A 25,367-nucleotide genomic window follows, 5' to 3' on the forward strand; every position below is an offset into this window, starting at 1 on the left:
ATCAAGCCCCTCGTGCGTCTAGACGGTATGAGGGGCTGGGGCCTCGCTCACATGTGAACGTGGGTTGCCGTCAGGAATGTGGCTCTACCGGCCAGGACCACATTCCTGACGGCAACCCACGTTCACATGTGAGCGAGGCCCCAGCCCCTCATACCGTCTAGGGGCCGGTGCCGAGACTTCCACTGATCGGCAGACTGTGGCGAGCGGTGCCGGACACGGAACCGTTGTCTCGGTTCTTTTAGGCGTAAGCCGTTACGCGCGATTCGGGCTCGACGGGGCTGATGTCGCGGGCGGTGTCCTGGGCGAGCCCGGCCAGCTGACGCCATGAGCGGATCGCGTGGCCGGTGAGCTCGATCATCCGGCTGACCGTCGTGGTGTCCCTGGAGGCGAGACCGTGCGCGTTTTGCGCGTGAACGACTACCTTGTCCAGCGACATCAGCAGGTCGCTGTCCACGAATGCGGTCGACTCGGACGCGGCCTGCACCGCACGCATCCCGGCGCCGCTGAGGGTCGAGGCCACCTCGCGGGCCGCGCGGCCGGCGGCGTCCCAGTCCGCGTCGGCGGGCATGTCACCCGAAGCGGCGGCGCGGTGCAGCTCGGCAATGTCGAGGATCGCTTTGTGGGCGGTGATTTTGGCGTACTTGAGCACTCACCAGGTCGGACTGGTCAGCAATTCGGCGATCCAGGCGTGGACGACGGTCTCAGGAACATCGGCGGTTCCGACCGTCTGCCAGGCGAGGTCGAGGGCCAGCACGCTGTCATCGGGTAACAGGTAGCCAGCGGGTCCCGCGAGCAGATCGTTGGATGTCTGGACGAGCAGGCTCAGCGGCCGCACCGAGCGGGTCGGAAAGTCGGTGACCTGCTCATCGCCGGTGATGTAAGAAATGACGTTCATCGCGCACCCTTTGCCGGAGCCCGGCTGGTGCGATCCTCTGCCCAACCTCAGCGGGTGGGTTATCCGGTAGAGGTCCATTTTAGGTTGGCTCCTTTCGCCGTTCACTGCCGAATAGATCGGCTGGTTACTCGCTTAGACGCCGGACATGTCCTTCTCGTTCGAACTGCTAAGACCCTCGTAACCTGTTTAGATAGTTATAGGTTGGCGCTCGGCGATGAAACCTGTCAAGGTGGTTACTTGTGACATTCGTCTATGTGGGCGGCCGCCGATGCCTGAACTTCGTGGGCACCATGAAGCACCGCGATTCGGCCCGCGAAGAACTGCTGACTCGGCCTGAACTGTTGTCGGAATTTGCAGTTCAGGGAGGGCTGCTCGACGGCGCCATCCACGTCACCGATGACGATCTGGCGGCCGCAATCGAGCTGCGGGAAGCCATCTACCGGACCGTGATCGCCCGGCTAGAGCACCGCCGGCCCCAACCCGCCGACGTCGACCTGCTCAATGAGCGTGCAGCTCAACCTCAGCTCACGCCGCGATTGCAGCGAACCGGCGCGACCCGCCGCGAGGGCACCGCGTCGCAACTGCTGGCGACTCTGGCCGCCGATCTGCTCGATCTCGTCGCCGGAACCGACATCGAGAACGTCAAGCGCTGTGCCCACCCGGACTGCATGCGCCTGTACCTCGATGCGTCGCGGGCGAAAAACCGGCATTGGTGCGGGATGGGCACCTGCGGCAACCGCGCGAAAGTTCAGGCGTTCCGGGCCCGCCAGCGCGCCTCGTCTTCCACCGCGTAGTCCTCGGGAACAAATCACCTCCGACGAAGGTTGAGCGCGACAGGCTTAACTTTGGAGGATTCGATGGCGGAAGCCAAGTCAGTGCCGGTGTTATTTGTCAGTGACCCGATCGTGTTGCCCGGGATGGTCGTGCCGATCGCCTTGGATGACGCCGCTCGAGCGGCTGTCGACGCTGCCCGCGCCAGTGAGTCGGGCCAGCTGCTGATCGCCCCGCGGCTCGACGACCGCTACCCGTCCTACGGCGTGCTGGCGACGATTTTGCAGGTCGGCCAGATCGCCGGTGGCGGTACCGCCGCGGTCGTGCGTGGCGAGCGGCGGGCCCAGATTGGCATCGGCGCAAGCGGGCCGGGCGCGGCGTTGTGGGTCGAGGTGACCGAGGTCACCGAGCCTGAGCCCAGCGACGAGACGCGTGCGCTGGCCGCCGAATACAAGAAGCTGCTGCTGGCGATGCTGCAACGCCGCGAGGCCTGGGAGCTGGTCGACGTCGTCAACCGGCTGATCGACCCGTCGGCGCTGGCCGACATGGCTGGTTATGCGTCGTATCTGACCGCTGTGCAGAAGCGCCAGCTGCTGGAAACCGAAGATACGGGCCGTCGCCTCCGTCTGTTGATCGACTGGACCGGCGAGCAGTTGGCCGAGGTCGAGGTCAACGACAAGATCGCCGAGGACGTCCGCGAGGGCATGGAGAAGCAGCAGAAGGAGTTTTTGCTGCGCCAGCAATTGGCCGCGATCCGCAAGGAGCTCGGCGAGGGCGAGCCGGACGGTTCTGACGACTATCGGTCCCGAATCGAGGCAGCCGACCTGCCGGAGAAGGTTCGCGAGGCCGCGCTGCGTGAGGTCGGCAAGCTGGAACGCTCCAGCGAGCAAAGCCCCGAGGGCGGTTGGATCCGCACCTGGCTGGACACCGTGCTCGACCTGCCGTGGAACACCACGACCGAGGACTCGACCGATTTGGCCGCGGCGCGGGAGATCCTGGACGCCGATCACCACGGTCTGGACGACGTCAAGGACCGCATCGTCGAGTACCTGGCGGTGCGGGCACGCCGTGCGCAGCGCGGATTGCAGGTCGTCGGTGGCCGCGGATCCGGCGCCGTGATGGTGCTGGCCGGGCCGCCCGGGGTCGGCAAGACGTCGCTGGGTGAGAGCGTCGCCCGCGCGCTGGGCCGCAAGTTCGTTCGCGTCGCGTTGGGCGGCGTGCGCGACGAGGCGGAGATCCGCGGACACCGCCGCACCTACGTCGGCGCGCTGCCCGGCCGCATTGTGCGGGCCATCGGCGAAGCCGGCTCGATGAACCCCGTCGTGTTGCTCGACGAGATCGACAAGGTCGGCTCGGACTACCGCGGCGACCCCAGTGCTGCGCTGCTCGAGGTGCTTGACCCCGCGCAGAACCACACGTTCCGCGACCACTACCTGGACCTGGATCTGGACCTGTCCGATGTGATGTTCCTGGCCACGGCCAACGTCATCGAGAACATCCCGTCGGCGCTGCTGGACCGGATGGAGTTGGTGCAGATCGACGGGTACACCGAAGATGACAAGGTGGCTATCGCGCGCGACTTCCTGTTGCCGCGTCAACGCGACCGTGCCGGGCTGACTGACGACGAAGTCGTCGTGACCGACGCGGCGCTGCGCAAGATCGCCGCGGACTACACCCGTGAGCCCGGTATGCGGCAGTTCGAGCGGCTACTGGCCAAGGCGCTGCGCAAGGTCACCACGAAGATCGCCGCGGAGCCGGTCACCATCGACGAGCCGGATCTGGTCAGCTACCTGGGCCGGCCGCGATTCACCCCCGAATCGGCCGAACGCACGGCGGTGCCGGGCGTGGCGACCGGGCTGGCCGTTACCGGGCTGGGCGGCGATGTGCTTTACATCGAAGCCGGCGCCAACGACGGTGAGCCGGGCCTGCAGCTGACCGGTCAACTCGGTGACGTGATGAAGGAGTCCGCGCAGATCGCGCTGTCCTACGTCCGTTCGCACGCCGCAGAGTTGGGTGTCGATCCGTCGGCCCTCGACCGGCGGATCCACGTGCACGTGCCAGCCGGCGCCGTCCCGAAGGACGGTCCGTCGGCCGGTGTCACGATGGTGACCGCGCTGGTGTCGATGGCTACCGGGCGGCAGGTGCGCGCCGACGTCGGGATGACCGGCGAGGTGACGTTGAACGGCCGGGTGCTTCCGATCGGCGGCGTGAAGCAGAAACTGCTGGCCGCGCAGCGGGCAGGGTTGTCGACGGTGTTCATCCCGCAGCGCAACGAGCCGGATCTGGACGATGTGCCTGCCGAAGTGCTCGAGGCGTTGGACGTCAAGCCGATGACCGACGTCGCCGAAATCGTCGCCCAGGCACTGGAACCGGCTGCGCAGGCGGTGACCGCCGCGGCGTGATGTCGGACAAGTCGGATAGCGTGCGGTTATGACCGACTCGCAACGGCTTAAACGGCGTATCGTCCACACCGCCCAACGGCTGGTGGTCAATCCAGTGGGTCGGCGATTGCCGTTTCCCATGCTGGAGACCATCGGCCGAAAGTCGGGGCAGCCGCGGCGCACCGCGATCGGGGGCCGAGTGATCGGCAATCAGTTCTGGATGGTCTCCGAGCACGGGGAGCATTCGCACTATGTGCTCAACATCAAGGCCAACCCCGCGGTGCGGTTGCGCATCCACGGCCGATGGCGCAACGGAACCGCCCACCTGCTGCCCGACGATGACGCGAAAGAGCGGCTGCGAAGCCTGCCCGGCTTCAACAGCACACTCGTGCGCCTCGCGGGCAGTGACTTGCTGACCATTCGGGTGGATCTGGACTGAGGCCGCAGGTCGGTGCTTGGCGCTACCGTTGCGCCGTGGCCTACCACACCGAGTTGGTTGAGCGAATCCGCGAACTGTTGGCGCCCGAGCGTGGCGTCGACGAGAAACGGATGTTCGGCGGCCTCGCCTTCGTGATCAACGGGCATATGGCCGTCGCCGCCAGCCGTGAGGGCGGGTTACTGGTGCGGGTGCCGCCGCAGGAAACCGACAAGCTGCTCGATCGTGCGCACGTCAGCCCGATGGTGATGGCCGGCCGCGAGGCCCGGGGCTGGTTGCGAATCGACCCTGACGGATTGAAAACCAAACGCCAGCTTGCACGCTGGGTGGACCGCGGGGTGAACCACGTGCACAGCCTGCCGCCGAAGTGAATAGTGCGGTTGGTGACCTGCCACGGCGGGTACGCGAAGCGTTATGGACGAGCCTAAGCAGGTGGTGCAACGACTACTGAAAGTCGCGGGCGCCACCTGCGGCTAGACGGGAGCAGCGATCATGGCCAACTCGAGCACATTTGTCATCATCGGCGGCGGACTTGGTGGAGCCAAGGCAGCGGAAGCCATGCGCGAGAAAGACTTCGACGGACGCATCATTCTGTGTGCCGAGGAGGAGCGCCTGCCCTACGAACGGCCCCCGCTGTCGAAGGAGTTTCTGGCGGGTAAGAAGTCGCTGGACGATTTCACCGTGCACGACTCAGCGTGGTACCGCGAGAACGAGATCGACCTCCGCCTGAATGCTCGGGTGTTGTCGGTGGACCGGGCGGCACACACCGTCGAGCTTCCGGACAACACCAGGGTTGAGTATGACAAGCTGCTGCTGGCCACCGGATCGCGCTCACGGCGGCTGCCCATTCCGGGGTCCGATGCCGCCGGAGTTCATTATCTGCGGACATTCGAGGACGCATCGGCACTGAATTCAGCTCTGGCCGAAGGGTCTTCGCTTGCTGTGGTCGGCGCGGGCTGGATCGGCCTGGAAGTCGCCGCCAGCGCGCGTCAGCGCGACGTCAACGTCACCGTGGTCGAAACTGCCAAGCTGCCGCTGGTGGGCGCGGTCGGCGAAGAGGTTGGCGCCGTATTCGCCGCGCTGCACCGCGATCACGGCGTCGACCTGCGGTTGGACTCCGAGGTTAAGGAGATCACCACCGCCGACGGCAAGGCCACCGGCCTGCGGCTCGGCGACGGATCCAGCGTTGCCGCCGACGCCGTGCTGGTGGCCGTCGGCGCGCAGCCCAACATCGAACTCGCCGACCAGGCCGGGCTGTCGACGGGTGACGGCGGGGTGCTGGTCGATGCGTCACTGCGCACCAGTGACCACGACATCTACGCGGTGGGCGATATCGCCGCCGCCGAGCATCCACTGTTCGGCAGCCGGATCCGCACCGAACACTGGGCCAACGCGCTCAAGCAGCCCGCGGTGGCGGCGGCCGGCATGTTTGGTGAAAAAGCCGAATACACCGAGCTGCCTTACTTCTTCACCGACCAGTACGACCTCGGGATGGAGTATGCCGGGTATGCGCCGACATATAACCGGGTGGTGTTCCGCGGCGACGTCGACGGTCGCGAATTCGTCGCCTTCTGGCTCGATGCCGACAACCGGGTACTGGCAGGAATGAACGTCAATATCTGGGATGTGCTCGACGACGTCAAGAGCCTGATCCGGTCGAAGAGCGCCGTGGACCCCGACAAGCTGGCCGACCCGCAGGCGCCGCTCGGTGGGCTGGTCAGCTGAGCGTGATGACGTCGGGTAGGCGCAGGCCCTGCAACCGTTCCCGCTCGGCGCGCCGGCGTTTGATTCGCAGCCGGGCGTCGGCGGGCAGGGTGACCACCTCGTCGCAGGTGAGGTAGAACACCTCACCCGGGAGGTCGACGAGTTCCGCCACGACCAATCGAGACCCCAACTCACGCAATGCCACTCGCAGCTCATGGGTGAACCGCATGGTCGCGTCGTAGGCCGATTCTCGAGAAGCTCGGGCGTTGGCCGCCATCCGCTCGGCCAGCTTCGCCTTCGATCCGTCGGGCGGCGCCGCCCGGGGTATGCCGGTCGCGCTTCGCCCGGCCGCGACGAGCAGCATCGCGGGATCGTCACCGAACACCAAATTGGCCAATTCGATTTCTTCCGGACCACGGTGCCCGACCCGGGCGACGGCGGACGCAAAGGCAGCAGCGATCGTGCGGGACAGGGCGCTGATACCGTCCAGGTCACCGTCGAGAGCAAGCGCGCACAATTGCCGGTCGTTTCGGATCAGCGCCGCCAGTGAAGAAGTCTTAGCCGCAACGGCGTCGCTCTCCAGCAACGCGGCGACTCCCGAGATGCCGACGTGTCGCCCGGCGCGCTCCACCGTCGCTGCGGTGACGCCGGAGTCGATCAGCCACCGCCCGGTCAGACCCCAGCCCTGGTGGATCCGGTCCCGCAACAACCGAACCCGCACTTGCAGCTCGGCATTCGACAGCGAATTCAGTTGCGCCACATCGAGGTGCTCGGCCGTCGCGGCCTCGAGGTAAGCCCGGGTGTCGGCCTTCAGGTGCCGCGACAACACCAACGCCCGCTTGACGACAACAGCTTTGGCCGCCGATCCGAGCAGCCCTCCAGTCAGCGGCGGGCGCCCCAGCGGCAACAGCCCACCGACGTCTGAGCCGCCCAATGACTGTTGCACGACGTCGTCCACGTCCCAGCCGGGCAACTGGCCTGCGGCGATCACGCTGGCCGAAACGCCAACGTAGGGGCGGTGGCCGAAAACCGCGATCGCGCGGCTCCCCCATTCGTCGGCAACCACGTCGCCGCAAGCCATCACGTGGCTCATCACCCGGCTGGCGGCGCGCATACCGGCGATTTGCACGTCAAGCGTCATCGGGGTCAACGGCCCGGGCAGCGTCTCGGCCAGGGCGGTCGCGCTAAATACCGGGAAGCGGGGGTCGATTCGGTCGTCGAATTCGCCCTCCAGCCCTTCCGGCGACGCAGACAGCAACCGGGTGCCGTCGGACGGCTCGGTCCGCGGCGTCACCTCCAGCGGGACCGGCAGATGACCTGCCAGATCCACGGCGCCCCTGACGTCGAGTTTGCGGCCGGCCAACCCGCGCGCGGTGTCGGCGACCGCGTCGATTGCGCGCCAGCCGAACTCGAATTGCCATGTCTCTACAGACGCATCCAGCTCGGGAATCAGCTGGGGCCAGGTTGGCAGGCGGGAGAGCAGCGGTCGCTGCTCGACGGATCGCAGCAACCGGCGCGCGGTGACCAGCTCGGTGGTGTCCGGAGTCGCGAGGTCAACCAGCCCGGTGCGGTTGGTCGCCACGGCGAGCATCAGGAAGCGGAGCAGGTCATCGAAATGCAGTAATCGCAATGGCCTGGCCGAATCCCGGTCGCGCAGCAGGCTGCCCACCGTGCGGCAGATCATCCAATCGAGCTGGCGACCCAGCGGCGGGGCTATTCGGACGATCAGACTCGGTGCCCAGCCAGTCGACACCAGCGCCTCGGCCTGCTGGTACAACTTCGGCTGGCCGGCAGACTGAGACACGTAGATCAGCCGGGCACCGGCACGGGCCGCCGCGTGCGTGACGCGCACCAGCCCACCGAGCCCGGCGCTGCCGGGCGCGGTCGCCTCGATCGGGGCCAGGTGAATCACCACGTCGGAGCCGTCGGCCAGCTGCTGCAGAATCGGGCCGGTGAGCGGCCCACAAACAAAGTCGACGTCGGCATCCAGGTTTTCGTGCGGGCGACCTGCGATGCCGCTGACCGCGTATCCGGCCGCGAGCAACTGACGGGCCACGACACGCCCGACCACTCCGGTGGCCCCGGTTAGCAGCACCCGCACGCCCGACCACCTCCGACGGTGCCTAGCTGTCAAAAATGACAATAAGCGTGTGGACCGGTTCCCAGGAAGTTTTCAGCTAACTCGTGATGGTTACTTCAGGGTGGCGGTACCGTCCGGGTGGATCGCAACTTTGGCGCCGGCGATGTCGTCATGCACCGTCGCCGCGGCCGCCACGGGATCGGACATCAAGGCCAGGGTGCGGCGGTCGTCGAGGGTGCGAACCGCAAGGAACGCCTTCTCCGGCCGGCCGTCACGGTCAAACGGCGTCGTCCAGGATTCGACGGTACCGACACCTTCCCATTCCACCGCCGGAGTCCGGATAGGCTCTCGGTCGACTTCGGATTGCGTGTCTTCCCAACGGAACTCGGCCAGCGGTGGTTCGGTGCCGTAGATGCCGAAGCTGTGCTTGGTCAGGTAACCGCCATTGGCGGTGATCAAGCCGCGCCGCCCCGGGTTGGCGGTGAGCAGTTCGGCCATCGTCGCGATCGAGTGTGACACGTAGTTGTTCCACGGACCGCCGGCGAATGTCAGCCCTCCGGTCACGGTCAGCGGCCGATCCGGATCGTCAACCGGCAGCCCGAGTTCGGCCGCCGCGACCTGCACAGCGGACGGAAAACAGGAGTAAAGGTCGACGTAGTCCACGTCGTCGATGCCCAGACCGGCCAGTGACAGCGCGCGCGCACCGGCGATCCGGATGGCCGGCGACCGGTAGAGTTCGGCGCGCTCACTGATGGCGTAGGTGTCGTGGGCATCGGTGCCCGCATAGGGGTAGACCCAGCGTTCGGTTGGGATCTGCAGGCGGGTCGCGGTCTCGACCGATGTCAGGATCAGGGCGGCGGACTGGTCGACCATGTTGTTGGAGTTCATCAATTTGGTGTACGGCCAGCTGATCATTCGGTTCGCCGGGCCTTCTTCGCAAATCTCTTCGGCCGTAGCCGGTTTACGGATCCAGGCATGCGGGTTGTGCACCGCCACGGCATTGAATCGTGCCCATAGCTCGCTGACGCGCTTGCGGTGATCCTCGATCGACTCGGCGGTGCTGATCCGCAGCGCCTGCTCGAACATCGGATAGACGTAGGCCGGGCGGTCCAGCCCGATGCGCTCCTCGGCCGGCCCGGCCATCGGCACGTTCTCGTCACTAACCTCGGCAAGCGGAACCGACTCATCCTGATCGGTCCAGGTCAGGCGTTTGCCTTTGGCGCGCAACTGCATCCTGGTGCGCCACATTTCCGCGCCGGCCACCAACACCACGTCCGCGCGCCGCTGTTGGATGTCCAGGCAGGCCTGGTTGACCAGGGACTGCGGCACGTTGCCGCCCATCCCGCTATAGCGGGTGGCCGGACGGTCGGCGCCGATGCGTTGGCCCAGTAGCAGCCCGGGGTCGCGGTAGCGCGCCGAGAACACGTTGACCACGCGGATGGCGTCGACGGCCTCGAGCACCCGGGCGTCGGCGGCTTGGCGCGCGGCCGTGACCATCAGATCGACGGGTTCTTTCGTGTTTTGCTCAGCGGCCGCGTCCTCATGGTGGTTGAGCTGGCCATAACCGACCAGCACCGGCGTCCGGGGGTTAACGGGCATTGACGAAGACCTTCCGCGATGTGGGCCGAGGGAAATGCTAGGCGGTGTCGGTGGAGGCAAACAGCACGCCGTCGTTGATCAACCGCTCGGTTTCTTCACTGCTCATCCCGAGGATCTTGTGACAGATCTCGCGGGTGTCCTGGCCGGGCAGCGGCGCCGGTCGTTGTGGCGCTGGCGGGATGTGGCGAAACGGTGCCGGACCGGTTTCGGCCGGCAGCGGATGATCGAACAGTGGATGCGTGATGTCGGTGAACAGCTTTCGCGCACGCAGCTGTGGGTCTTCGAGGACATCGGGCGGACGGTTCATCTGGCCGGCTGGAATGCCGGCCGATTGCAGAGCCTCGGCGACCTGCAACGGTGATCGGGTGCGGGTCCACGCCGACACCAGCGCCAGCAACTCGTGCCGGTGAGCAATCCTCGCCGCGCCAGTCGCGAACCGCTCATCATCAGCCAGTTCGGGCAACCCGAAAACCGCTGTCGCCGATCGCCAATCGGCGTCGGTGCGGATCGAGATGACGCACCATTCGTCATCGCCTGCGCACGGGTAGACGTCGTGCACGCCGGTGTCGTCCCGCAAATCGGCGTGGCCGGCCGCCCGTACGGCGTCGGTGACATACCGGGCGTCGAGTTGGTTGACGACGGCCTCGGTTTGGGAGACATGGACCCGGGCGCCCTCGCCGGTCCGCTCGCTGTGGATCAGCGCGGCCAGCGCACCGATCGCGGTGATGCGCCCGACTACATGGTCGGGAAAGATCGTGGTCGCGTCGTAGAACCGGTGCCGGGAGCCGCTGGCGGGCTGGCCCGGCTGATCCGGTTGAGCGTCTTGATCGTCGTGGGATGTCCAGAGCTTGCTGACACCCGCGGTGGCGCGCACCAGCGGTCCGTAACCCATCCGCTCGCTCCACGGTCCGGTGTCGCCGAAGGCGCTGCTTTCCGCGAGCACCACCCGGCGGTTCAGGGCGTGCAGCGTCTCGTACGGAAAGTCGAGGGCAGCAAGGGTTCCCGGCTTGAAGTTGGCGAATACCGCGTCGGCCTCGGCGACCAGACGGCTGAAGATCTGTTTGCCCTGCGCGCTGCGGAGGTCCACGCCGAACGCCAGATTGTTGCGATGTGTCCAGGCGAACGACTCGGTCATGGCTTCGCCGACCCGTGTCTGTCGCAATCCGTCGGGATAGGCCGCACTCTCGACCTTGATGACCTCGGCGCCCAGATCGCCGTAGAGGCGGCTGAGTTCGCCGCCGGCGACGATGACGCCGAGGTCGATGATCCGCAGCCCGTCGAACGGACGGCTGACATTTCGCGGTGAGATGGTGGCTGCCGGGCCGGCGAGCCACCGGGCTTCGTCGCGGCCGGCGGGCGGAGTGGGTGCGCGGATACCGCTGTGCCGGCCGTCGACGGCGAAATAGCCGACCGGGACGCGTGCATGCACCCCGGGGACGAGTTCGGCGTCGGCGATGGCACCCACCGCCTGAAAATGATCCGACGCCAAGATTTGCGCCGGAGATAGCACGGCGGCGATCGGCACGCCGTGCGCCTGCCCGGCGGATACCAGCTCTTTCATCGTCTGTCCGGCGAACAATCGCTGGACCAGCTTGCCGATCTGCGGCCAGGCGGCGAAGCGCGCAGCGATCACGTCATACTTGGGGTCCTGGAATTCCTCCGGCTCCCCTATCCAGCGGCGCAGCCCGCGCCACTGTCGCGGCGACATCACACAGATTCGTACGTGGCCGTCTTTGCACGCATAGATCGGGTAGGCGTCCTGATTTTTCGGGCGTCCGCGCCACCGATCTGGTCGGCGGATTCCTGCGGCGGCCTGCCCGTGTGCCCCGAACGTCGGGTCGAGCGCCATCACAACACCGTCGAATCGTGCGAAGTCGATGTAATCACCTGTGCCACAACGTAACCGGTTGTAGTACGCGACCAGCGTGGCCCATGCGGCTTGAACAGCGGCGGTGGCCGACGCGATACCCTCCGGCGGTAACACAGGTGTTCCGGTAGTGGGACCCGACCGGGACAACGCCCCAGAAAGCGCATAGAGCACCGGATCGGTTGCCCGCCATGACGACCGCGGTCCGGTTGCGCCGAAGTCGGTGACTGACAGGGCTACCAGCTGCGGATACCGATCGGCCAGGTCGGCGCACGACGTTCCGTAGGCTGCGGCCTGACCGGGATTCCCGCTGTCGACGACGATGTCGGCGCTACCGGCAAGCTCGACCAACCGGGTTCGGTCGTTCGGCTGGGACGGGTCGAGCACCGTGCTGCGCTTGTTGGCGTTGTGCAGCACGAACCGCAGGCTGGTGCCGCGCAGCGTCGGCGGCCGGGTGCGCGACGGGCTGCCGCCCGGCGGTTCCACCTTCAACACGTCGGCGCCCAAGTCCGCGAGCAGGCGGGTGACCGCGTCGCCGTCGTCGCCGGACAGGTCGAGGACCCGCAGTGATGCTAGTAGCCCTCCGCTGTCGACCACGTCCACGTCGGCCAGCGTAGTGGGCGGCCTATCCCCCATCCGCCTACCTGTGGTGGTGTGCTGTTCACCGAGTTTGCGGACAATCGGGAGGATGAGCTCAGAAACCGTCGCGCCTGCGAAGCTTTCCGATGACGAACTTGCCGGGATCCACGCCTACTGGCGCGCGGCCAACTACCTGTCGGTCGGCCAGATCTATCTGCTGGACAATCCACTCCTGCGAGACCGCTGGCGCCTGAGCACATCAAACCGCGGCTGCTGGGGCACTGGGGCACCACCCCGGGGCTGAATCTGCTGTACGCGCATCTGAACCGGGTTATCCGCAACCGCGATGCCAACGTCGTCTTTGTCACCGGACCCGGTCACGGCGGCCCCGGGCTGGTCGCCAACGCCTACCTGGAGGGCACCTACAGCGAGGTGTACACCGGTATCGAAGAAGACACCGATGGATTGCGGAAGCTGTTCCGGCAGTTCTCATTTCCTGGCGGTATCCCCAGCCACGTGGCTGCCCAGACGCCGGGCTCGATCCATGAAGGGGGCGAGCTCGGGTACGCCCTGGTGCACGCCTACGGCGCGGCGTTCGACAATCCCGACCTGGTGGTCGCCTGTGTCGTCGGCGACGGCGAGGCCGAAACCGGGCCGCTGGCCGCCAGCTGGCACTCCAACAAGTTCCTTAACCCGGTCAGCGACGGCGCGGTGCTGGCCATCCTGCATCTCAATGGCTACAAGATCGCCAACCCGACCGTGTTGGCCCGCATCCCGACCAACGAGCTGGAGTCGCTGCTGCGTGGCTACGGCTACCGGCCCATCACCGTCGCCGGGGACGATCCCGCCAACGTGCATCAGCAGCTGGCCGCCGCTCTCGACGAGGCCTTCGATGAGATCGCCGCGATTCAGCGGGATGCCCGCGGCGGCGGGAAGACCGAACGGCCGGTGTGGCCGATGATCGTGCTGCGCACCCCCAAGGGATGGACCGGCCCGCAAAAGGTTGACGGCAAGCAGGTGGAGGGCACCTGGCGGGCACAACCAGGTCCCACTCGCCGAGACCCGGGACAACCCCACCCACCGCACACAACTCGAAGAGTGGCTGCGCAGTTACCAACCCGAGGAGTTGTTCGACGACACCGGCAGGCTGCGAGCGGACCTGCGGGCCCTGGCGCCCGGCGGCGATCGCCGGATGAGCGCTAACCCGCACGCCAACGGCGGCCTGCTGCTGCATGACCTGGACTTGCCCGACTTTCGCGATTACGCCGTCACGGTCTCGCAGCCCGGCGCGACGACCCACGAGGCCACCCGGGTGCTGGGCACATTCCTGCGGGACGTGATCGCCCGCAACCGCGGCCGGTTCCGGCTGATGGGCCCCGACGAGACCGCGTCCAACCGCTTGGACGCGGTCTACGAGTCGACCGGCAAGGTGTGGCTGTCGGAAACCATGCCCGATGACGACCACCTCTCCCCGGACGGCCGGGTGATGGAGGTGCTCTCCGAGCACCTTTGCCAAGGCTGGCTGGAGGGCTATCTGCTAACCGGCCGGCATGGGCTGTTCAACTGCTACGAGGCGTTCGTGCACATCGTCGACTCGATGTTCAATCAGCACGCGAAATGGCTGTCCACCAGCCGCGAACTGCCGTGGCGGCAGCCGATCGGGTCGCTGAATTACCTGCTCAGCTCCCACGTGTGGCGCCAAGACCACAACGGCGCAACGCATCAGGATCCCGGGTTCATCGACCTGGTCGCCAACAAACGCGCCGAGGTGGTGCGGGTGTACCTGCCGCCGGACGGCAACACGCTGCTGTCAGTGGCCGACCACTGCCTGCGCAGCCGCAACTACGTCAACGTCATCGTCGCCGGTAAACAGCCGGCGCTGGCCTATCTCGACATGGAGTCCGCTATCGACCACTGCACCCGCGGCCTGGGCATCTGGCAGTGGGCGAGCACCGCGACCGGCGAGCCCGACGTGGTGCTGGCCTGCGCCGGCGACGTTCCGACGCTAGAGACGCTGGCTGCCGCCGATATCTTGCGGCGTGAACTGCCCGGGCTGCAGGTGCGGGTGATCAACGTCGTCGACATCATGCGGCTGCAGCCGGCCACTGAGCATCCGCATGGCTTGCCCGACAACGAATTCGATGCGTTGTTCACCATCGACAAGCCGGTCATCTTCGCCTACCACGGTTATCCGTGGCTGATCCACCGGCTCCCCTATAGCCGTGCCGTTCACCATCACTCCATGTGCGCGGGTTCAAGGAGCGCGGGACCACGACGACGCCGTTCGATATGGTGATGCTCAACGACCTGGACCGCTTCCACCTGGTGATGGATGTCATCGACCGGGTCGACGGGCTGGCCGGACCAGCCGCGCTGCTGCGTCAGCGGATGGCGGATGCCCGGTTGGCCGCGCGCCGTTACACCCGCGAGCACGGTGAGGACGACCCGAAGATCGCCGGCTGGGCCTGGGAGTCGAGTGAGCGTGGGTAGAGCTGAGCTGGCGCTACGCTGGGGCGGGTGGCGACTGTTTTGTCGGTCAACCTGGCTCGTGTCCGAACGAATCCTGATCCACGCGCCCAGTCGAAGCTGACAGGCATCGACAAAGTGCCGGCAACCGAGGCGGTGGTGGTGCGGGCACCGGGACCAATGGATGGTGGTGTCGGCAGCGGACTGGTCGGCGACACCATCGGCAACCAGAAATTCCACGGCGGCGACGACCAGGCGGTCTACGCCTACGCGCGAGAAGACCTCGACGAGTGGGAGGTTCGACTTCAGCGCACACTCGTCAACGGCAACTTCGGCGAGAACCTGACCACCTCGGGCATCGATGTCACTGGGGCGCGGATCGGTGAACGCTGGCGCATCGGCACCGACGGATTAGTGCTGGAAGTCTCCGCGCCCCGGACGCCGTGCCGGACGTTCCAGGCATTCCTGCATTTGAACCACTGGATCAAAACCTTTGTCCAGGCGGGGAAACCCGGTGCCTACTTCCGGGTGACCTCGCCCGGAATGGTGCGCGCGGGCGACGCGATCGCAATCGATTACCGCCCCGATCACGACGTGACCATCGGGTTGGTCTTTCGCGCCCGAATGTCTGAACCAGAATTGCTTCCCCAGCTTTTGGTGGCAGATGCGCTCCCAGCAGAGCTCAAGGACTATGCGCGCCGCCGGGTTACGCCGAACAACGGCTAAGCGTTGAGGTAAGCGGGTCGCCAGCGGTGCGCGGGTAAACTTGCCGAATGCTTGACGCGACCGTTGCCGTGGACACCCATCCAGTGGTGTCGCAGCTTTCGGCGCTGCACCGGTTCCGGATCCAGGTTGATGTCGCCGTCGTCATCGTGGTGCTGGTGCTCACCAACCTCGTCGCGCACTTCACCACGCCGTGGGCGAGTGTTGCGACGGTACCGGCAGCGGCGGTCGGGCTGGTGGCGTTGTTGCGGTTCAACGGTCTGGGCTGGGCCGAGCTCGGGCTGGGCCGTGACCATTGGAAATCCGGTGTTGCCTACGCGCTCGCCGCGATGGCGCTGGTGGTGACGGTGATCGCGGTCGGCGTGCTGTTGCCGCTGACCCGGCCGATGTTCATGAACAACCACTACGCGACGATCTCGGGCGCACTCGTTGCCTCGATGATCATCATTCCGTTGCAAACCGTAATCCCGGAGGAGCTGGCCTTTCGCGGTGTGCTGCACGGCGCACTGAACCGGGCCTGGGGGTTCCGGGGTGTCGCGCTGGCGGGTTCGCTGATGTTCGGTCTCTGGCATATCGCGACGTCGTTGGGGCTGACGAGCAGCAACGTCGGCTTCACCCGGCTGTTCGGCGGCGGAGTCGTGGGCATGCTGGCCGGTGTGACGTTGGCGGTGATCGCGACCGCGGTGGCCGGGTTTGTGTTCAGCTGGCTGCGCCGACGTAGCGGCAGCCTGATCGCGCCGATCGCCCTGCATTGGTCGCTGAATGGGTTGGGCGCCTTGGCCGCCGCGCTGGTCTGGCACCTGTCCAGCTGAGCGGTCTTCACACCAGCAGCACGGCAGCGCCGGCGATGCGGCCGGCGCTGAGATCAGAAAGCGCCCGATCAGCTTGACTTAGCGGGTATTCCGGCGTGGTCACCTTGATGTGATGCTCGGCTGCGAAGTCAAGAAAGGCCCGCGCGTCGGCGCGGGTGTTCGACGTCACCGAGCGCAGCTGGCGCTCCTGGAAAAGGTGACGCTGGTAGTTGAGCACAGGAATGTCGCTCAGGTGGATTCCGGCGACCGCCAACGTGCCGCCGCGGTCCAGCGCCTCTAACGCGGGCAGCACCAGATCGCCGACCGGGGCGAACAGGATCGCGGCGTCCAGGCGCACCGGTGGCGGGTCCGCGGCGCCTTGGGCCGACGCCGCGCCCAGCTCGAGCGCCAGTTCTCGGGCGGCGGCGCCGCGCGTCATCACGTGCACTTCGGCACCCTGGGCCAGCGCGACCTGTGCGGTGATGTGGGCGCTGCCGCCGAACCCGTACAGGCCCAGCCGGCCGGCGGGCGGTAGTGCGGCGCGCAGCAGCGACCGGTAGCCGATGATGCCGGCGCACAGCAGCGGTGCGAGTTCGCTGTCGCTGTAGCCGCCTGGCAGATGGTGCGCGAAAGCCGCAGGGACGGTAGCGAATTCGGCGTAGCCGCCGTCGGCGTCCCAACCGGTGTAGCGGGATTTCGGGCACAGGTTCTCGTCGCCGCGTCGGCAGTACTTGCAGACTCCGCAGGTGTGCCGCAGCCAGGCGATCCCGACCCGGTCACCGACGCTGAACTCGCCGCCGGCGTCGGCGCCGACCTGGACAACTTCCCCGACCACCTCGTGTCCGGGCGTCACATGCTCCCGGTGCACCGGAAGGTCGCCCTCAGTGACGTGCAGGTCGGTGCGGCACACACCGCATGCCCGCACGGCGACCAGCAGTTCGGACAGCCCGGGGCGGGGCACCTGCGTGTTGACCCGTTCCAGCGGATCGGTGTCGATCGGACCGGGCCGACGCACCCGCCACGCGCTCATCGTCGTGGTGGTCGTCGCCCGGGTCATCGATACAGCATGCCGTTAACGCTACGGCCGCAGCAGGTTAGCGTCTGGCAACGCCTCGGACCAACCGCACGACAAATAGCAGAATGATCGCCCCGAGCAACGCGGTGAAGAACGTAAACCACCGGTGCCCGTGTTCAACATCGACGCCGAGCCAACCGAGAAGCGCTCCGCCGACATAACCGCCAATTACGCCGACGACGATGTCGAACAGAATGCCCGAGCCGCCGCCTCTGACGATCTTGCTGCCGGCCCAGCCGGCGATGCCGCCGATGATGATGTACGCGAACCAGCTGACGGCGGTCGGCGTGGACAATGCGAGGGACTGCGTAGCTGCCATGACATCCATCCGGAACTCCTTGCTGTCGCTGGCCACGCCCGCTGCTGGACCGTGATTTGGTATACGACTTCAGCCTAACGAGTCGGGGTGCTCGATTGGGCACATTCGGCTTAACTGCGCCCAGCGTGCGATGAATTACCGTCCGGTCAGGTCGATACCGCGCCCGGACCCGCCGCCGGGGCGTTACCGCCGGCGGGCTGTCCAGCTGACGGCGGTGGCGCAGGTGACGGCGCTGGCGCAGGCGCATTCGGGGCCGGAGCCGGAGCCGGAGCCGGAGCGTTGGGGGCCGGCGCGTTGGGAGCCGGCGCGTTCGGGGCCGGAGCGGGAGCTGCCGGGGCGGGGGCCGGAGCCGGCGGCGGCGCCAGCGGGCGAACCGACTCGGCCAGAGCCTTCGCCCCGTTAACGTCTACCGGATCGTTCGCAGTGCCCAGCCACACCACGAACCAGCGCTGGTTCGCCGATCCCTGCGGTGCGTTCGGCCCGGACGGCCCGATCACTCCCGCCCAGATCTGGCCGTTGGGCTTGGTGGCGTCGCTGAATTTGACTTCGTAGTACGACGCACCGCCCGGCATGCCGGTGGCGTTCAGCGAAGCGGTCGCTTGGTTGATCCGGGTGCCGGGATACGGCATGAAGAACTCGCCCATGTCGGACGCCAGCCGCGTCGCGGCCTTGGTGTTGTCGGGTTCAGCGCTGGCGTACAGCTTCTGGTCCAACTTGCCGAGCACGACACGGGTGTCGTTGGCAACCGGTGGGGGCTGGCCCGGGGCGGGCGGCCCGGTCTCCTTGCTGAGCAGTGCCGAGCCGTAGTCGAGGTGGGTGGCGTCCGATTCCACCCAGCTGGCCGGAATGAAGTAGCTGAATCCGCCGACCGGGTTGTCGATGCGCCCAGGTTGGGGCGCGTTCGGGTCGGTCGCCGGCGGCGCGGGTGCGTTGGGACCGGATCCGGGTGGCGCTGCGACCGGGTCGGCGGGCGGAGGTGCCGCAGGAGGACCGGCCGGGCCGGGTGCCGCATCTGCTGGGCCGTTGGGCGGTGGCGGCGCCGCCGTGGTGGTTCCCGGCGGGGGTACCGGGTCGGCGCTCGCTGTGGTCGCTGGCAACGCGAGCGCGATGGCTCCGGCGCCGCTTATCGCGGCGACCGCCAGCGTCGTCCAGCGGCTTTTGGGCCGTGTCGAGTGTGCGTCCACCTCGTCCATGAGCAAAAACCTACCGTGTTACAGCCGTGGGGCAAGGTCGTTGTGCTGACTATGTTATTGATTTGCCGTCGATTACCAGCGCGCGACACGACGCAGCAGCGCAGATCAGCGGGGCCGAGGCGGCGACCGGTCGTGGCTGCGGCGAGGGAGCGCCATCCCGATCGCCGCCGGGCGCGTCACCGCGTCAGGGCCCGCCGAAACCGGCCTGGTTGAGCACCTTTTGGCCCGTCGCCCCGGTCACCACGTCGATGAACTTCTGCGCGAGCGCGGGCTGAGACGCATGCTTGAGGACGGCGATGGGATATACGTTGGCTGCACCGGCTGACTCGGCGAACTCGACCGTGGTCACTTTGTTGCCGGCATTGCGTGCGTCGGTGACATAGACCAGCCCGGCGTCAGCCTCGCCGTTGGTGACCTTGGTCAGGACATCGGAAACGGCCGGTTCTTCGCTCACCGGGTTGAGGTGCACCCCGGTGTTGTCCTCGATGCGCTGGGTCGCCGCCCCGCAGGGCGCAGGCTCCCCGCACACCACAACGTTGAGCCCGGGTTTGCCGAGATCGGCGAAGGAGTGGATCTGCTTGGGGTCGCCCGGCGGCGTAACGATCACCAATGTGTCGGACGCGAAATTAACCGGATCGGTCTCCGTCAAGCCTGCCTTGGCCACCGTGTCCATTTGCGCGCTGTCAGTCGAGGCGAAAATGTCGGCGGTGGCGCCCGAGGTCAACTGAGTCGCCAGTTCCGAGGAGCCCGCGAAGTCGAAATTCACGCTGGCGCCGGGATTGTCGGCCTGGAACTTTCCGGCGAGCAGGGTGAACGTCGCCTTCAGCGGCGCGGCGGCGAACACCACAATCGACTGGCCCGGCGACGATGGGTGTGACGCCGACGGTGTCTTCGGGTCACACGCAGACAGATTTGTCACCAGCACGAGCGACATGACCCCGGAAGTGACCCAAATCCGGGCCCGGTGCTTGAGCAGGCCCTGCCGCCGTGGGAGCACCCTCTCAGTTTCTCAGCCGTAGTGGCATGGTGCCAACCGTTGTCCAAACGGTGACCGCATCGTGCCGGATTCAGAGTTTCATCTTTAGCTACCGTCCAGTAACATGTACCAAGATTTGACGCCATACACACCCTGAAATCCCAGGGACCGGCGTTGCGGTATGCCACCATCGAAGCATCGGATGGCCGTTGCTCCAGGTGGAAGCCGCAGGTGCCTGTGGGTGGCCGTCACCTAGGTTCAGTGTTGAATACGAGGAGGTCATGGCGGTGGAGGTGCTGGTCACCGGGGGCGATACCGAACTGGGGCGTGCTGTTGCTGAAGGGTTCCGCGACGCCGGCCACACGATCACCCTGGCCGGGGCACGTCGAGACGATCTCGAAGTGGCCGCCAAGGAGCTCGAGGCGGACGCAATCGTCTGCGACAACACCGACCCCGCCAGCCTCACAGAGGTCCACGGGCTGTTCCCGCATCACCTGGACACCATCGTCAACATCCCCGCGCCGCGCTGGAACCCCGGTGACCCACGCGCGTACTCGCTGCCGGATCTGGCCGCCGCGTGGCGAAACTCGCTGGACGCCACCGTGTTATCGGCGGTACTGACCGTCCAGACCGTGGGTGATCACCTGCGCTCTGGTGGTTCGGTCATCAGCGTCGTGCCGGAGAATCCGCGCTCAGGTAGCGCTGAGGCCGCGGTCAAAGCCGCGCTGTCGAACTGGGTCGCCGGCCAGGCTGCGGTCTTCGGCACCCGCGGTATCACCGTCAACGCGGTCGCTGCCGGGCGCGGCACGCAGCCGGGCTACGACGGGCTGTCCAGCACGCCGCCCGCGGTTGCCGACGAGGTGACGCGGTTGGCGCTGTTCCTCACCAGTCCCGCTGCCCGCCATATCACCGGGCAGCTGCTGCACGTCAGCCATGGTGCGCTGACGCAATTCGCCTAGCCTGGCGACGATGCGCGCCGGGCAACGGCGCGATGAGAGCCGGGCAATTCGCCAAGCCTGGCGATTCGCCCAGGGCGAACAATTCACTTGGGGATCTCCGCCGCCGGCGGACGGTCATTAGGGTAGATCGAGTGACTATCCGACTTGGCTTGCAAATTCCGAACTTTTCTTACGGCACTGGCGTCGAGCAGCTCTTCCCGACCGTCCTCGCGCAAGCTCGCGAAGCCGAATCTGCCGGATTCGACGCGGTTTTCGTGATGGACCACTTCTACCAACTGCCCATGCTGGGCTCTCCCGACCAGCCGATGCTCGAGGCCTACACTGCCCTCGGCGCGCTGGCCACCGCCACCGAGCGGGTGCAGTTGGGCACGCTGGTGACTGGTAACACCTACCGCAACCCAACCCTGCTGGCCAAGGTCATCACCACCCTCGACGTGGTCAGCGCGGGCCGGGCGATTCTGGGCATCGGCACGGGCTGGTTCGAGCTCGAACACGACCAGCTGGGCTACGAATTCGGCACCTTCACCGATCGGTTCGACCGGCTTGACGAGGCACTGGAGATCATCCTGCCGATGATCAAAGGCGAGCGACCGACCTTTTCCGGCAAGTGGTACCGCGCCGAAAATGCGCTGGCCAACCCGCGCTACCGCGATCACGTTCCGCTGATGATCGGCGGCAGCGGCGAGAAGAAGACAATCCCGCTGGCCGCTCGGCACTTCGACCACCTCAACGTGATGGCCGGATTCGACCAACTGCCGGGCAAGGTCAAAGTTGTGCGGGAGCGCTGCGAGGAGATCGGCCGCGACCCCGCAACGCTGGAGACCAGCATCCTGCTGACCGTCCTGCTTGACGAAAACGCCAAGCAGGACCAGATCCCGGCGGAGGCGAGCCAGCGCATGCTGATGGGCAGCGCCGACTACGTCGCCGAACAGGTGCAGGCCAAGGTGTTGGACGCCGGAATCGACGGCGTGATCATCAACATGCCCTTTTACACGCCCGGTGTGGTCACTGCGGCCGCTGAGGCGCTGCGGCCGCTGGTTGGTCTCTGACCAGCCCGGCGAGGCACGTCACGTTCGACGGCGCGGGTGGGGCTGATCACAGGGTTCGAACTCGATAATGGCAGGTCCGCGTGACTAACGTAGTAGTGAACGCAGACGCCGCCGAGGAGCAACCAAACCATGAGCGCCCAACCCGAAAACACCGCGACCAATCGTCGACACCGGGTCGTGGTCATCGGATCGGGATTCGGCGGGCTGAACGCGGTCAAGAAGCTCAAAAGGGCCGATGTCGACATCAAGTTGATAGCCCGTACCACCCATCACCTGTTTCAGCCGCTGCTGTACCAGGTTGCGACCGGCATCATCTCCGAAGGCGAGATCGCCCCGACTACCCGCGTAATCCTGCGCAGGCAGCGCAACGTCCAGGTGCTGCTTGGCGACGTCACGCATATTGATCTGGCTCGCAGGGTTGTTGTGTCGGACCTCTTGGGTCACAGCTACGAAACCCCCTACGACAGCCTGGTGGTCGCCGCCGGGGCCGGCCAGTCCTACTTCGGCAATGATCAGTTCGCCGAATTCGCCCCCGGCATGAAGTCCATCGACGACGCACTGGAGCTGCGGGGACGCATATTGAGCGCGTTCGAGGCAGCCGAACGGTCTAGCGACCCCGAGCGGCGCAAGAAGCTGCTGACGTTCACCGTCGTCGGTGCCGGTCCCACCGGCGTCGAGATGGCCGGTCAGATCGCAGAACTGGCCGACTACACCTTGAAGGGCGCCTTCCGGCACATCGACTCCACTAAGGCACGGGTCATCCTGCTCGACGCCGCCCCCGCCGTCCTGCCGCCGTTTGGCGACAAGCTTGGTACGAGGGCGGCCGCGCGGCTGGAGAAGATGGGCGTGAACATTCAGCTGGACGCGATGGTCATCGACGTGGACCGCAACGGCGTTACGGTCAAAGACCCCGACGGAACCACGCGCCACATTGAATCCGCTTGCAAGGTGTGGTCGGCCGGGGTCTCGGCCAGCTCGTTGGGCCGGGATCTGGCCCGCCAATCGGCGGTCGAACTCGACCGAGCGGGCCGGGTCAAGGTGTTGCCGGACCTATCGTTGCCCGGCCACCCGAATGTGTTCGTAATCGGTGACATGGCCGCCGTCGACGGTGTGCCCGGGGTGGCGCAGGGTGCGATCCAGGGAGCCAAGTACGCGGCAACCACGATCAAAGCCGAACTCGCAGGCGCCGATCCGGCCGAGCGGGAGCCGTTCCAGTACTTCGACAAGGGTTCGATGGCCACGGTCTCCCGATTCTCCGCGGTGGCCAAGATCGGTCCGCTGGAATTCAGCGGCTTCATCGCCTGGTTGGCGTGGCTGGTGCTGCACTTGGTCTACCTCGTCGGGTTCAAGACTAAACTCAGCACGCTGTTGTCCTGGACGGTGACGTTTTTGAGCACTCGCCGGGGCCAGCTGACCATCACCGAGCAGCAGGCGTTTGCCCGCACCCGCCTCGAGCAGCTTGCAGTAATGGCTGCCGAGGCACACGCGGGCGAGGCGGCGAAAGCTAGCTAGGCCCCGCCGGGGCTTCTTCCAGGTTCTGCAGCCGCACCTGACCGCGGGCTACGACTCGGTCGTCGGAGTCGGCGACGGTGACGAGCCACAGTTGCTGGCGGCGGCCGCGGTGCACCGGCGTCGCGGTGCCGTATACCGTGCCGCTGCCGATCGCACGCAGAAAGTCGGTGTTGTTATTGACGCCGACGACGGCGCCGCCGCCGCCGTTCGCGTTGAGCCAGGTGTAGGCGGCCACGCTGGCCATGCTCTCGATCATCGAGCAGTAGACACCGCCGTGCACGATGCCCATCGGCTGCAGCAGCTTGGGCTGGACCTCGAGATGTGCCCGCGCGCCGTCCGGGGTGAGTTCGGTGAATACCAGCCCGATCTCGTCGTTGAACGGCGTCTCGAAACCCGGCGGGACGGCTGAGTCTGGCAATGGCTGCACGACTTGTGTCTACACCATCCGTCGGCCGATCCGTCGCATCCCGGGCTTGACCCTAAATACAGGCGGGCCCCGTGCACCGGGCACGGGGCTCGCCGATCGAGTAGACCGGGGGTCACTGCAGCCCTCAGGACGCCGTCACGGTCATCTATCGCTCGATGCAAGCAGCATAGGCAAGGCTGTCCTAATTTCGCAAGGGGTCCGCGTTCGCGGGCGGGGCGCTGACGGGCCGCGCACCGGCAGGCCGAAGCCCACCAGCGCGTCGAGCACCGCCTGACCGCGACGCATCGCGGTCAGCTCGTCGGTGCCGGCCAACTGCGGCACCTGGGTCGCGCCCGCTACCACCATCGAGCCGACGATGTGCCACATCGTCGCTACCGACATCGCGCCGCCGCTGACCGCATGCAGTTTGGCGAACAACGGTTCCAGGGTGCAGTGACAGCGGTGTGCGACCCAGGTGGTCAACGCTGCCTCACTCGGCAGCCGGACCACCCCGTCGCGGAGGCAATCGCCGTCGTCGTCCGCGACGTAGGGGTCGTCGGGCAGCACACGCACCGTCGGGTCAACCACTCCGGCCCAGTCGATGACGCCATCGGAGTCGACATGCACCCACAGGTTCTCCAGGCCGGTGTCCCATGCCCGTGCCTCCAGCACCACCAGCGCGACGACCCGCCCGATCACGGTGTGGACCAATGTCGCCGCCAACTGCCGCGCGGCGCTGCGACGGTCCATGTCCAAAGCGGCCGCGTCGAACATCGCGCGCAGGCGATCGGTGCGCAGCGCCGACTCCAATGGCCACCACCGACGTACGGACACATCGGCCAGCACCGCGACACCGTAGACCCGTGGGCATTGCGGATACAGCTCGCGAAGCCGTCGGCTGGACTCGTGGAGCGGCAACATGCGCTCAATCGCCATGGCCGCGATGAGCGGGTCGTCGATCAGAATCGTCACGGGTACCTCCTTTTGTGAGGTAAGCCTAACCATAGAATGGAGCGGAACACTGTGAGGGCCCTCACACCGGCGGGACCGGCGCCGCGGGACTTACTACCGCATCAGACCGTTACTCGTCATAGGCGTTACGACCGTCGGTAGTAAGCCGGAGTACGCTGGTCTAATTGCATAGGAGATGGAACGAATATGCCTAAGCTGACGCGTCTGGGGGATCTCGAACGTGCAGTAATGGACCATTTGTGGTCCGCTCCCCAACCTCAAACCGTCCGTCAGGTGCACGAAGCACTGTCCCAGCGACGCGATCTCGCCTATACGACGGTGATGACCGTACTGCAACGGCTGGCCAAAAAGAACTTGGTCTCGCAAATCCGCGACGACCGCGCGCATCGGTACGTACCTGTGCACGGCCGCGACGAGCTGGTCGCCGGCCTGATGGTCGACGCGCTGGATCAGGCCGCAGACTCCGGAAGCCGGCAGGCGGCCCTGGTGCATTTTGTCGAACGGGTTGGTGCTGACGAGGCCGAGGCGCTTCGGCGGGCACTCGATGAACTGGAGTCCAGTCATCGCAACGTGCCGTCGGCTGGCGCTCTACCCGAGGACTGAGGGAGACTGGC

General features: G+C 66.5%; 22 protein-coding genes and 1 pseudogene. 12 read left to right on the plus strand and 11 right to left on the minus strand.

What is annotated here, in order from left to right:
• Positions 1 to 238: 238 nt before the first annotated feature.
• Positions 239 to 649, minus strand: coding sequence for a hypothetical protein (locus tag ACLQI9_RS26595; RefSeq protein WP_442377017.1), 411 nt, complete (start codon positions 647 to 649; stop codon positions 239 to 241).
• On the minus strand, positions 650 to 895 hold the full coding sequence (locus ACLQI9_RS26600) for a hypothetical protein (RefSeq protein ID WP_442377015.1): 246 nt from the start codon (positions 893 to 895) through the stop codon (positions 650 to 652).
• A 239-nt stretch (positions 896 to 1,134) separates the two neighbouring features.
• Here ACLQI9_RS26600 and ACLQI9_RS26605 point away from each other — a divergent pair, with 239 nt between their 5' ends.
• The 5 genes from ACLQI9_RS26605 to ACLQI9_RS26625 all read left to right on the plus strand — a co-directional run bounded on the left by ACLQI9_RS26605 (position 1,135) and on the right by ACLQI9_RS26625 (position 6,208).
• The gene (locus ACLQI9_RS26605; protein WP_442377013.1) at positions 1,135 to 1,689 is read left to right on the plus strand and encodes a CGNR zinc finger domain-containing protein; all 555 of its coding nucleotides are present in this window, start codon (positions 1,135 to 1,137) and stop codon (positions 1,687 to 1,689) included.
• A 63-nt stretch (positions 1,690 to 1,752) separates the two neighbouring features.
• Positions 1,753 to 4,068, plus strand: a complete 2,316-nt coding sequence (gene lon, locus ACLQI9_RS26610) for an endopeptidase La (protein WP_442392406.1) — start codon at positions 1,753 to 1,755, stop codon at positions 4,066 to 4,068.
• 28 nt (positions 4,069 to 4,096) lie between these two features.
• Positions 4,097 to 4,486 carry a nitroreductase/quinone reductase family protein gene (locus ACLQI9_RS26615; RefSeq protein ID WP_442377010.1) on the plus strand — a complete coding sequence of 130 codons (390 nt, stop codon included), beginning with the start codon at positions 4,097 to 4,099 and terminating at the stop codon, positions 4,484 to 4,486.
• A gap of 35 nt (positions 4,487 to 4,521) precedes the next feature.
• The gene (locus tag ACLQI9_RS26620; protein ID WP_442377008.1) at positions 4,522 to 4,854 is read left to right on the plus strand and encodes a TfoX/Sxy family protein; all 333 of its coding nucleotides are present in this window, start codon (positions 4,522 to 4,524) and stop codon (positions 4,852 to 4,854) included.
• A 121-nt stretch (positions 4,855 to 4,975) separates the two neighbouring features.
• Positions 4,976 to 6,208: an NAD(P)/FAD-dependent oxidoreductase gene (locus tag ACLQI9_RS26625; protein ID WP_442377006.1), complete on the plus strand. Its 1,233-nt coding sequence runs from the start codon at positions 4,976 to 4,978 to the stop codon at positions 6,206 to 6,208.
• Here the strand turns inward: ACLQI9_RS26625 and ACLQI9_RS26630 are convergent.
• The 3 genes from ACLQI9_RS26630 to ACLQI9_RS26640 form a co-directional block, all read right to left on the minus strand.
• Positions 6,201 to 8,288 carry an NAD-dependent epimerase/dehydratase family protein gene (locus ACLQI9_RS26630; protein ID WP_442377005.1) on the minus strand — a complete coding sequence of 696 codons (2,088 nt, stop codon included), beginning with the start codon at positions 8,286 to 8,288 and terminating at the stop codon, positions 6,201 to 6,203. The two genes, ACLQI9_RS26625 and ACLQI9_RS26630, sit on opposite strands and share 8 nt — an antisense overlap.
• 90 nt (positions 8,289 to 8,378) lie before the next feature.
• A complete protein-coding gene (locus tag ACLQI9_RS26635) occupies positions 8,379 to 9,866 on the minus strand; it encodes an acetyl-CoA acetyltransferase (protein WP_442377003.1) in 1,488 nt (495 codons plus the stop codon).
• A gap of 37 nt (positions 9,867 to 9,903) precedes the next feature.
• Positions 9,904 to 12,369 carry a CaiB/BaiF CoA transferase family protein gene (locus tag ACLQI9_RS26640; RefSeq protein WP_442377001.1) on the minus strand — a complete coding sequence of 822 codons (2,466 nt, stop codon included), beginning with the start codon at positions 12,367 to 12,369 and terminating at the stop codon, positions 9,904 to 9,906.
• A gap of 52 nt (positions 12,370 to 12,421) precedes the next feature.
• Here ACLQI9_RS26640 and ACLQI9_RS26645 point away from each other — a divergent pair.
• From ACLQI9_RS26645 to ACLQI9_RS26655, 3 genes and pseudogenes are all read left to right on the plus strand, one after another.
• Positions 12,422 to 14,802: pseudogene (locus ACLQI9_RS26645) on the plus strand (phosphoketolase family protein).
• A gap of 27 nt (positions 14,803 to 14,829) precedes the next feature.
• Positions 14,830 to 15,504 carry an MOSC domain-containing protein gene (locus ACLQI9_RS26650; RefSeq protein WP_442376997.1) on the plus strand — a complete coding sequence of 225 codons (675 nt, stop codon included), beginning with the start codon at positions 14,830 to 14,832 and terminating at the stop codon, positions 15,502 to 15,504.
• Between the two features lie 47 nt (positions 15,505 to 15,551).
• Entirely contained in the window at positions 15,552 to 16,313 is a 762-nt protein-coding gene (locus ACLQI9_RS26655; protein WP_442376995.1) for a CPBP family intramembrane glutamic endopeptidase, read from the plus strand.
• Between the two features lie 7 nt (positions 16,314 to 16,320).
• Here ACLQI9_RS26655 and ACLQI9_RS26660 read toward each other — a convergent pair whose 3' ends face one another.
• The 4 genes from ACLQI9_RS26660 to modA all read right to left on the minus strand — a co-directional run bounded on the left by ACLQI9_RS26660 (position 16,321) and on the right by modA (position 19,813).
• Positions 16,321 to 17,349, minus strand: coding sequence for a zinc-binding alcohol dehydrogenase family protein (locus tag ACLQI9_RS26660; protein ID WP_442376993.1), 1,029 nt, complete (start codon positions 17,347 to 17,349; stop codon positions 16,321 to 16,323).
• Between the two features lie 37 nt (positions 17,350 to 17,386).
• A complete protein-coding gene (locus ACLQI9_RS26665) occupies positions 17,387 to 17,695 on the minus strand; it encodes a GlsB/YeaQ/YmgE family stress response membrane protein (RefSeq protein ID WP_442376991.1) in 309 nt (102 codons plus the stop codon).
• A 137-nt stretch (positions 17,696 to 17,832) separates the two neighbouring features.
• Positions 17,833 to 18,879 carry an APA family fibronectin-binding glycoprotein gene (locus tag ACLQI9_RS26670; RefSeq protein ID WP_442376989.1) on the minus strand — a complete coding sequence of 349 codons (1,047 nt, stop codon included), beginning with the start codon at positions 18,877 to 18,879 and terminating at the stop codon, positions 17,833 to 17,835.
• A 184-nt stretch (positions 18,880 to 19,063) separates the two neighbouring features.
• The gene (modA, locus tag ACLQI9_RS26675) at positions 19,064 to 19,813 is read right to left on the minus strand and encodes a molybdate ABC transporter substrate-binding protein (protein ID WP_442377021.1); all 750 of its coding nucleotides are present in this window, start codon (positions 19,811 to 19,813) and stop codon (positions 19,064 to 19,066) included.
• A 323-nt stretch (positions 19,814 to 20,136) separates the two neighbouring features.
• On the opposite strand from modA, the gene ACLQI9_RS26680 reads away from it, so the two are divergent.
• The 3 genes from ACLQI9_RS26680 (at position 20,137) to ACLQI9_RS26690 (ending at position 23,375) form a co-directional block, all read left to right on the plus strand.
• Positions 20,137 to 20,814: an SDR family oxidoreductase gene (locus tag ACLQI9_RS26680; protein ID WP_442376987.1), complete on the plus strand. Its 678-nt coding sequence runs from the start codon at positions 20,137 to 20,139 to the stop codon at positions 20,812 to 20,814.
• A gap of 131 nt (positions 20,815 to 20,945) precedes the next feature.
• Entirely contained in the window at positions 20,946 to 21,863 is a 918-nt protein-coding gene (locus ACLQI9_RS26685) for an LLM class F420-dependent oxidoreductase (RefSeq protein WP_442376986.1), read from the plus strand.
• A 129-nt stretch (positions 21,864 to 21,992) separates the two neighbouring features.
• A complete protein-coding gene (locus ACLQI9_RS26690; RefSeq protein ID WP_442376984.1) occupies positions 21,993 to 23,375 on the plus strand; it encodes an NAD(P)/FAD-dependent oxidoreductase in 1,383 nt (460 codons plus the stop codon).
• On the opposite strand, the gene ACLQI9_RS26695 is transcribed toward ACLQI9_RS26690, so the two are convergent.
• Together ACLQI9_RS26695 and ACLQI9_RS26700 are read right to left on the minus strand one after the other, a co-directional pair.
• Entirely contained in the window at positions 23,368 to 23,802 is a 435-nt protein-coding gene (locus ACLQI9_RS26695; RefSeq protein WP_442376982.1) for a PaaI family thioesterase, read from the minus strand. The two genes, ACLQI9_RS26690 and ACLQI9_RS26695, sit on opposite strands and share 8 nt — an antisense overlap.
• Positions 23,803 to 23,943: 141 nt before the next feature.
• Positions 23,944 to 24,753: an iron reductase gene (locus ACLQI9_RS26700; RefSeq protein ID WP_442376980.1), complete on the minus strand. Its 810-nt coding sequence runs from the start codon at positions 24,751 to 24,753 to the stop codon at positions 23,944 to 23,946.
• Positions 24,754 to 24,939: 186 nt separating this feature from the next.
• Here ACLQI9_RS26700 and ACLQI9_RS26705 point away from each other — a divergent pair, with 186 nt between their 5' ends.
• The gene (locus tag ACLQI9_RS26705; RefSeq protein ID WP_442376978.1) at positions 24,940 to 25,356 is read left to right on the plus strand and encodes a BlaI/MecI/CopY family transcriptional regulator; all 417 of its coding nucleotides are present in this window, start codon (positions 24,940 to 24,942) and stop codon (positions 25,354 to 25,356) included.
• The last annotated feature ends 11 nt before the right edge of the window (positions 25,357 to 25,367 follow it).

This window comes from Mycobacterium sp. (assembly GCF_052143115.1).
Taxonomy (GTDB): domain Bacteria; phylum Actinomycetota; class Actinomycetes; order Mycobacteriales; family Mycobacteriaceae; genus Mycobacterium.

What these genes read in the sequence shown, in the direction of transcription:
- ACLQI9_RS26600 (WP_442377015.1), bottom strand. Translation starts at nt 895, where the DNA reads ATGAACGTCATTTCTTACATCACCGGCGATGAGCAGGTCACCGACTTT.
- lon (WP_442392406.1), top strand. Translation starts at nt 1,753, where the DNA reads ATGGCGGAAGCCAAGTCAGTGCCGGTGTTATTTGTCAGTGACCCGATC.
- ACLQI9_RS26615 (WP_442377010.1), top strand. Translation starts at nt 4,097, where the DNA reads ATGACCGACTCGCAACGGCTTAAACGGCGTATCGTCCACACCGCCCAA.
- ACLQI9_RS26625 (WP_442377006.1), top strand. Translation starts at nt 4,976, where the DNA reads ATGGCCAACTCGAGCACATTTGTCATCATCGGCGGCGGACTTGGTGGA.
- ACLQI9_RS26635 (WP_442377003.1), bottom strand. Translation starts at nt 9,866, where the DNA reads ATGCCCGTTAACCCCCGGACGCCGGTGCTGGTCGGTTATGGCCAGCTC.
- ACLQI9_RS26640 (WP_442377001.1), bottom strand. Translation starts at nt 12,369, where the DNA reads ATGGGGGATAGGCCGCCCACTACGCTGGCCGACGTGGACGTGGTCGAC.
- ACLQI9_RS26655 (WP_442376995.1), top strand. Translation starts at nt 15,552, where the DNA reads ATGCTTGACGCGACCGTTGCCGTGGACACCCATCCAGTGGTGTCGCAG.
- ACLQI9_RS26660 (WP_442376993.1), bottom strand. Translation starts at nt 17,349, where the DNA reads ATGACCCGGGCGACGACCACCACGACGATGAGCGCGTGGCGGGTGCGT.
- ACLQI9_RS26665 (WP_442376991.1), bottom strand. Translation starts at nt 17,695, where the DNA reads ATGGATGTCATGGCAGCTACGCAGTCCCTCGCATTGTCCACGCCGACC.
- ACLQI9_RS26670 (WP_442376989.1), bottom strand. Translation starts at nt 18,879, where the DNA reads ATGGACGAGGTGGACGCACACTCGACACGGCCCAAAAGCCGCTGGACG.
- modA (WP_442377021.1), bottom strand. Translation starts at nt 19,813, where the DNA reads ATGTCGCTCGTGCTGGTGACAAATCTGTCTGCGTGTGACCCGAAGACA.
- ACLQI9_RS26680 (WP_442376987.1), top strand. Translation starts at nt 20,137, where the DNA reads ATGGCGGTGGAGGTGCTGGTCACCGGGGGCGATACCGAACTGGGGCGT.
- ACLQI9_RS26690 (WP_442376984.1), top strand. Translation starts at nt 21,993, where the DNA reads ATGAGCGCCCAACCCGAAAACACCGCGACCAATCGTCGACACCGGGTC.
- ACLQI9_RS26705 (WP_442376978.1), top strand. Translation starts at nt 24,940, where the DNA reads ATGCCTAAGCTGACGCGTCTGGGGGATCTCGAACGTGCAGTAATGGAC.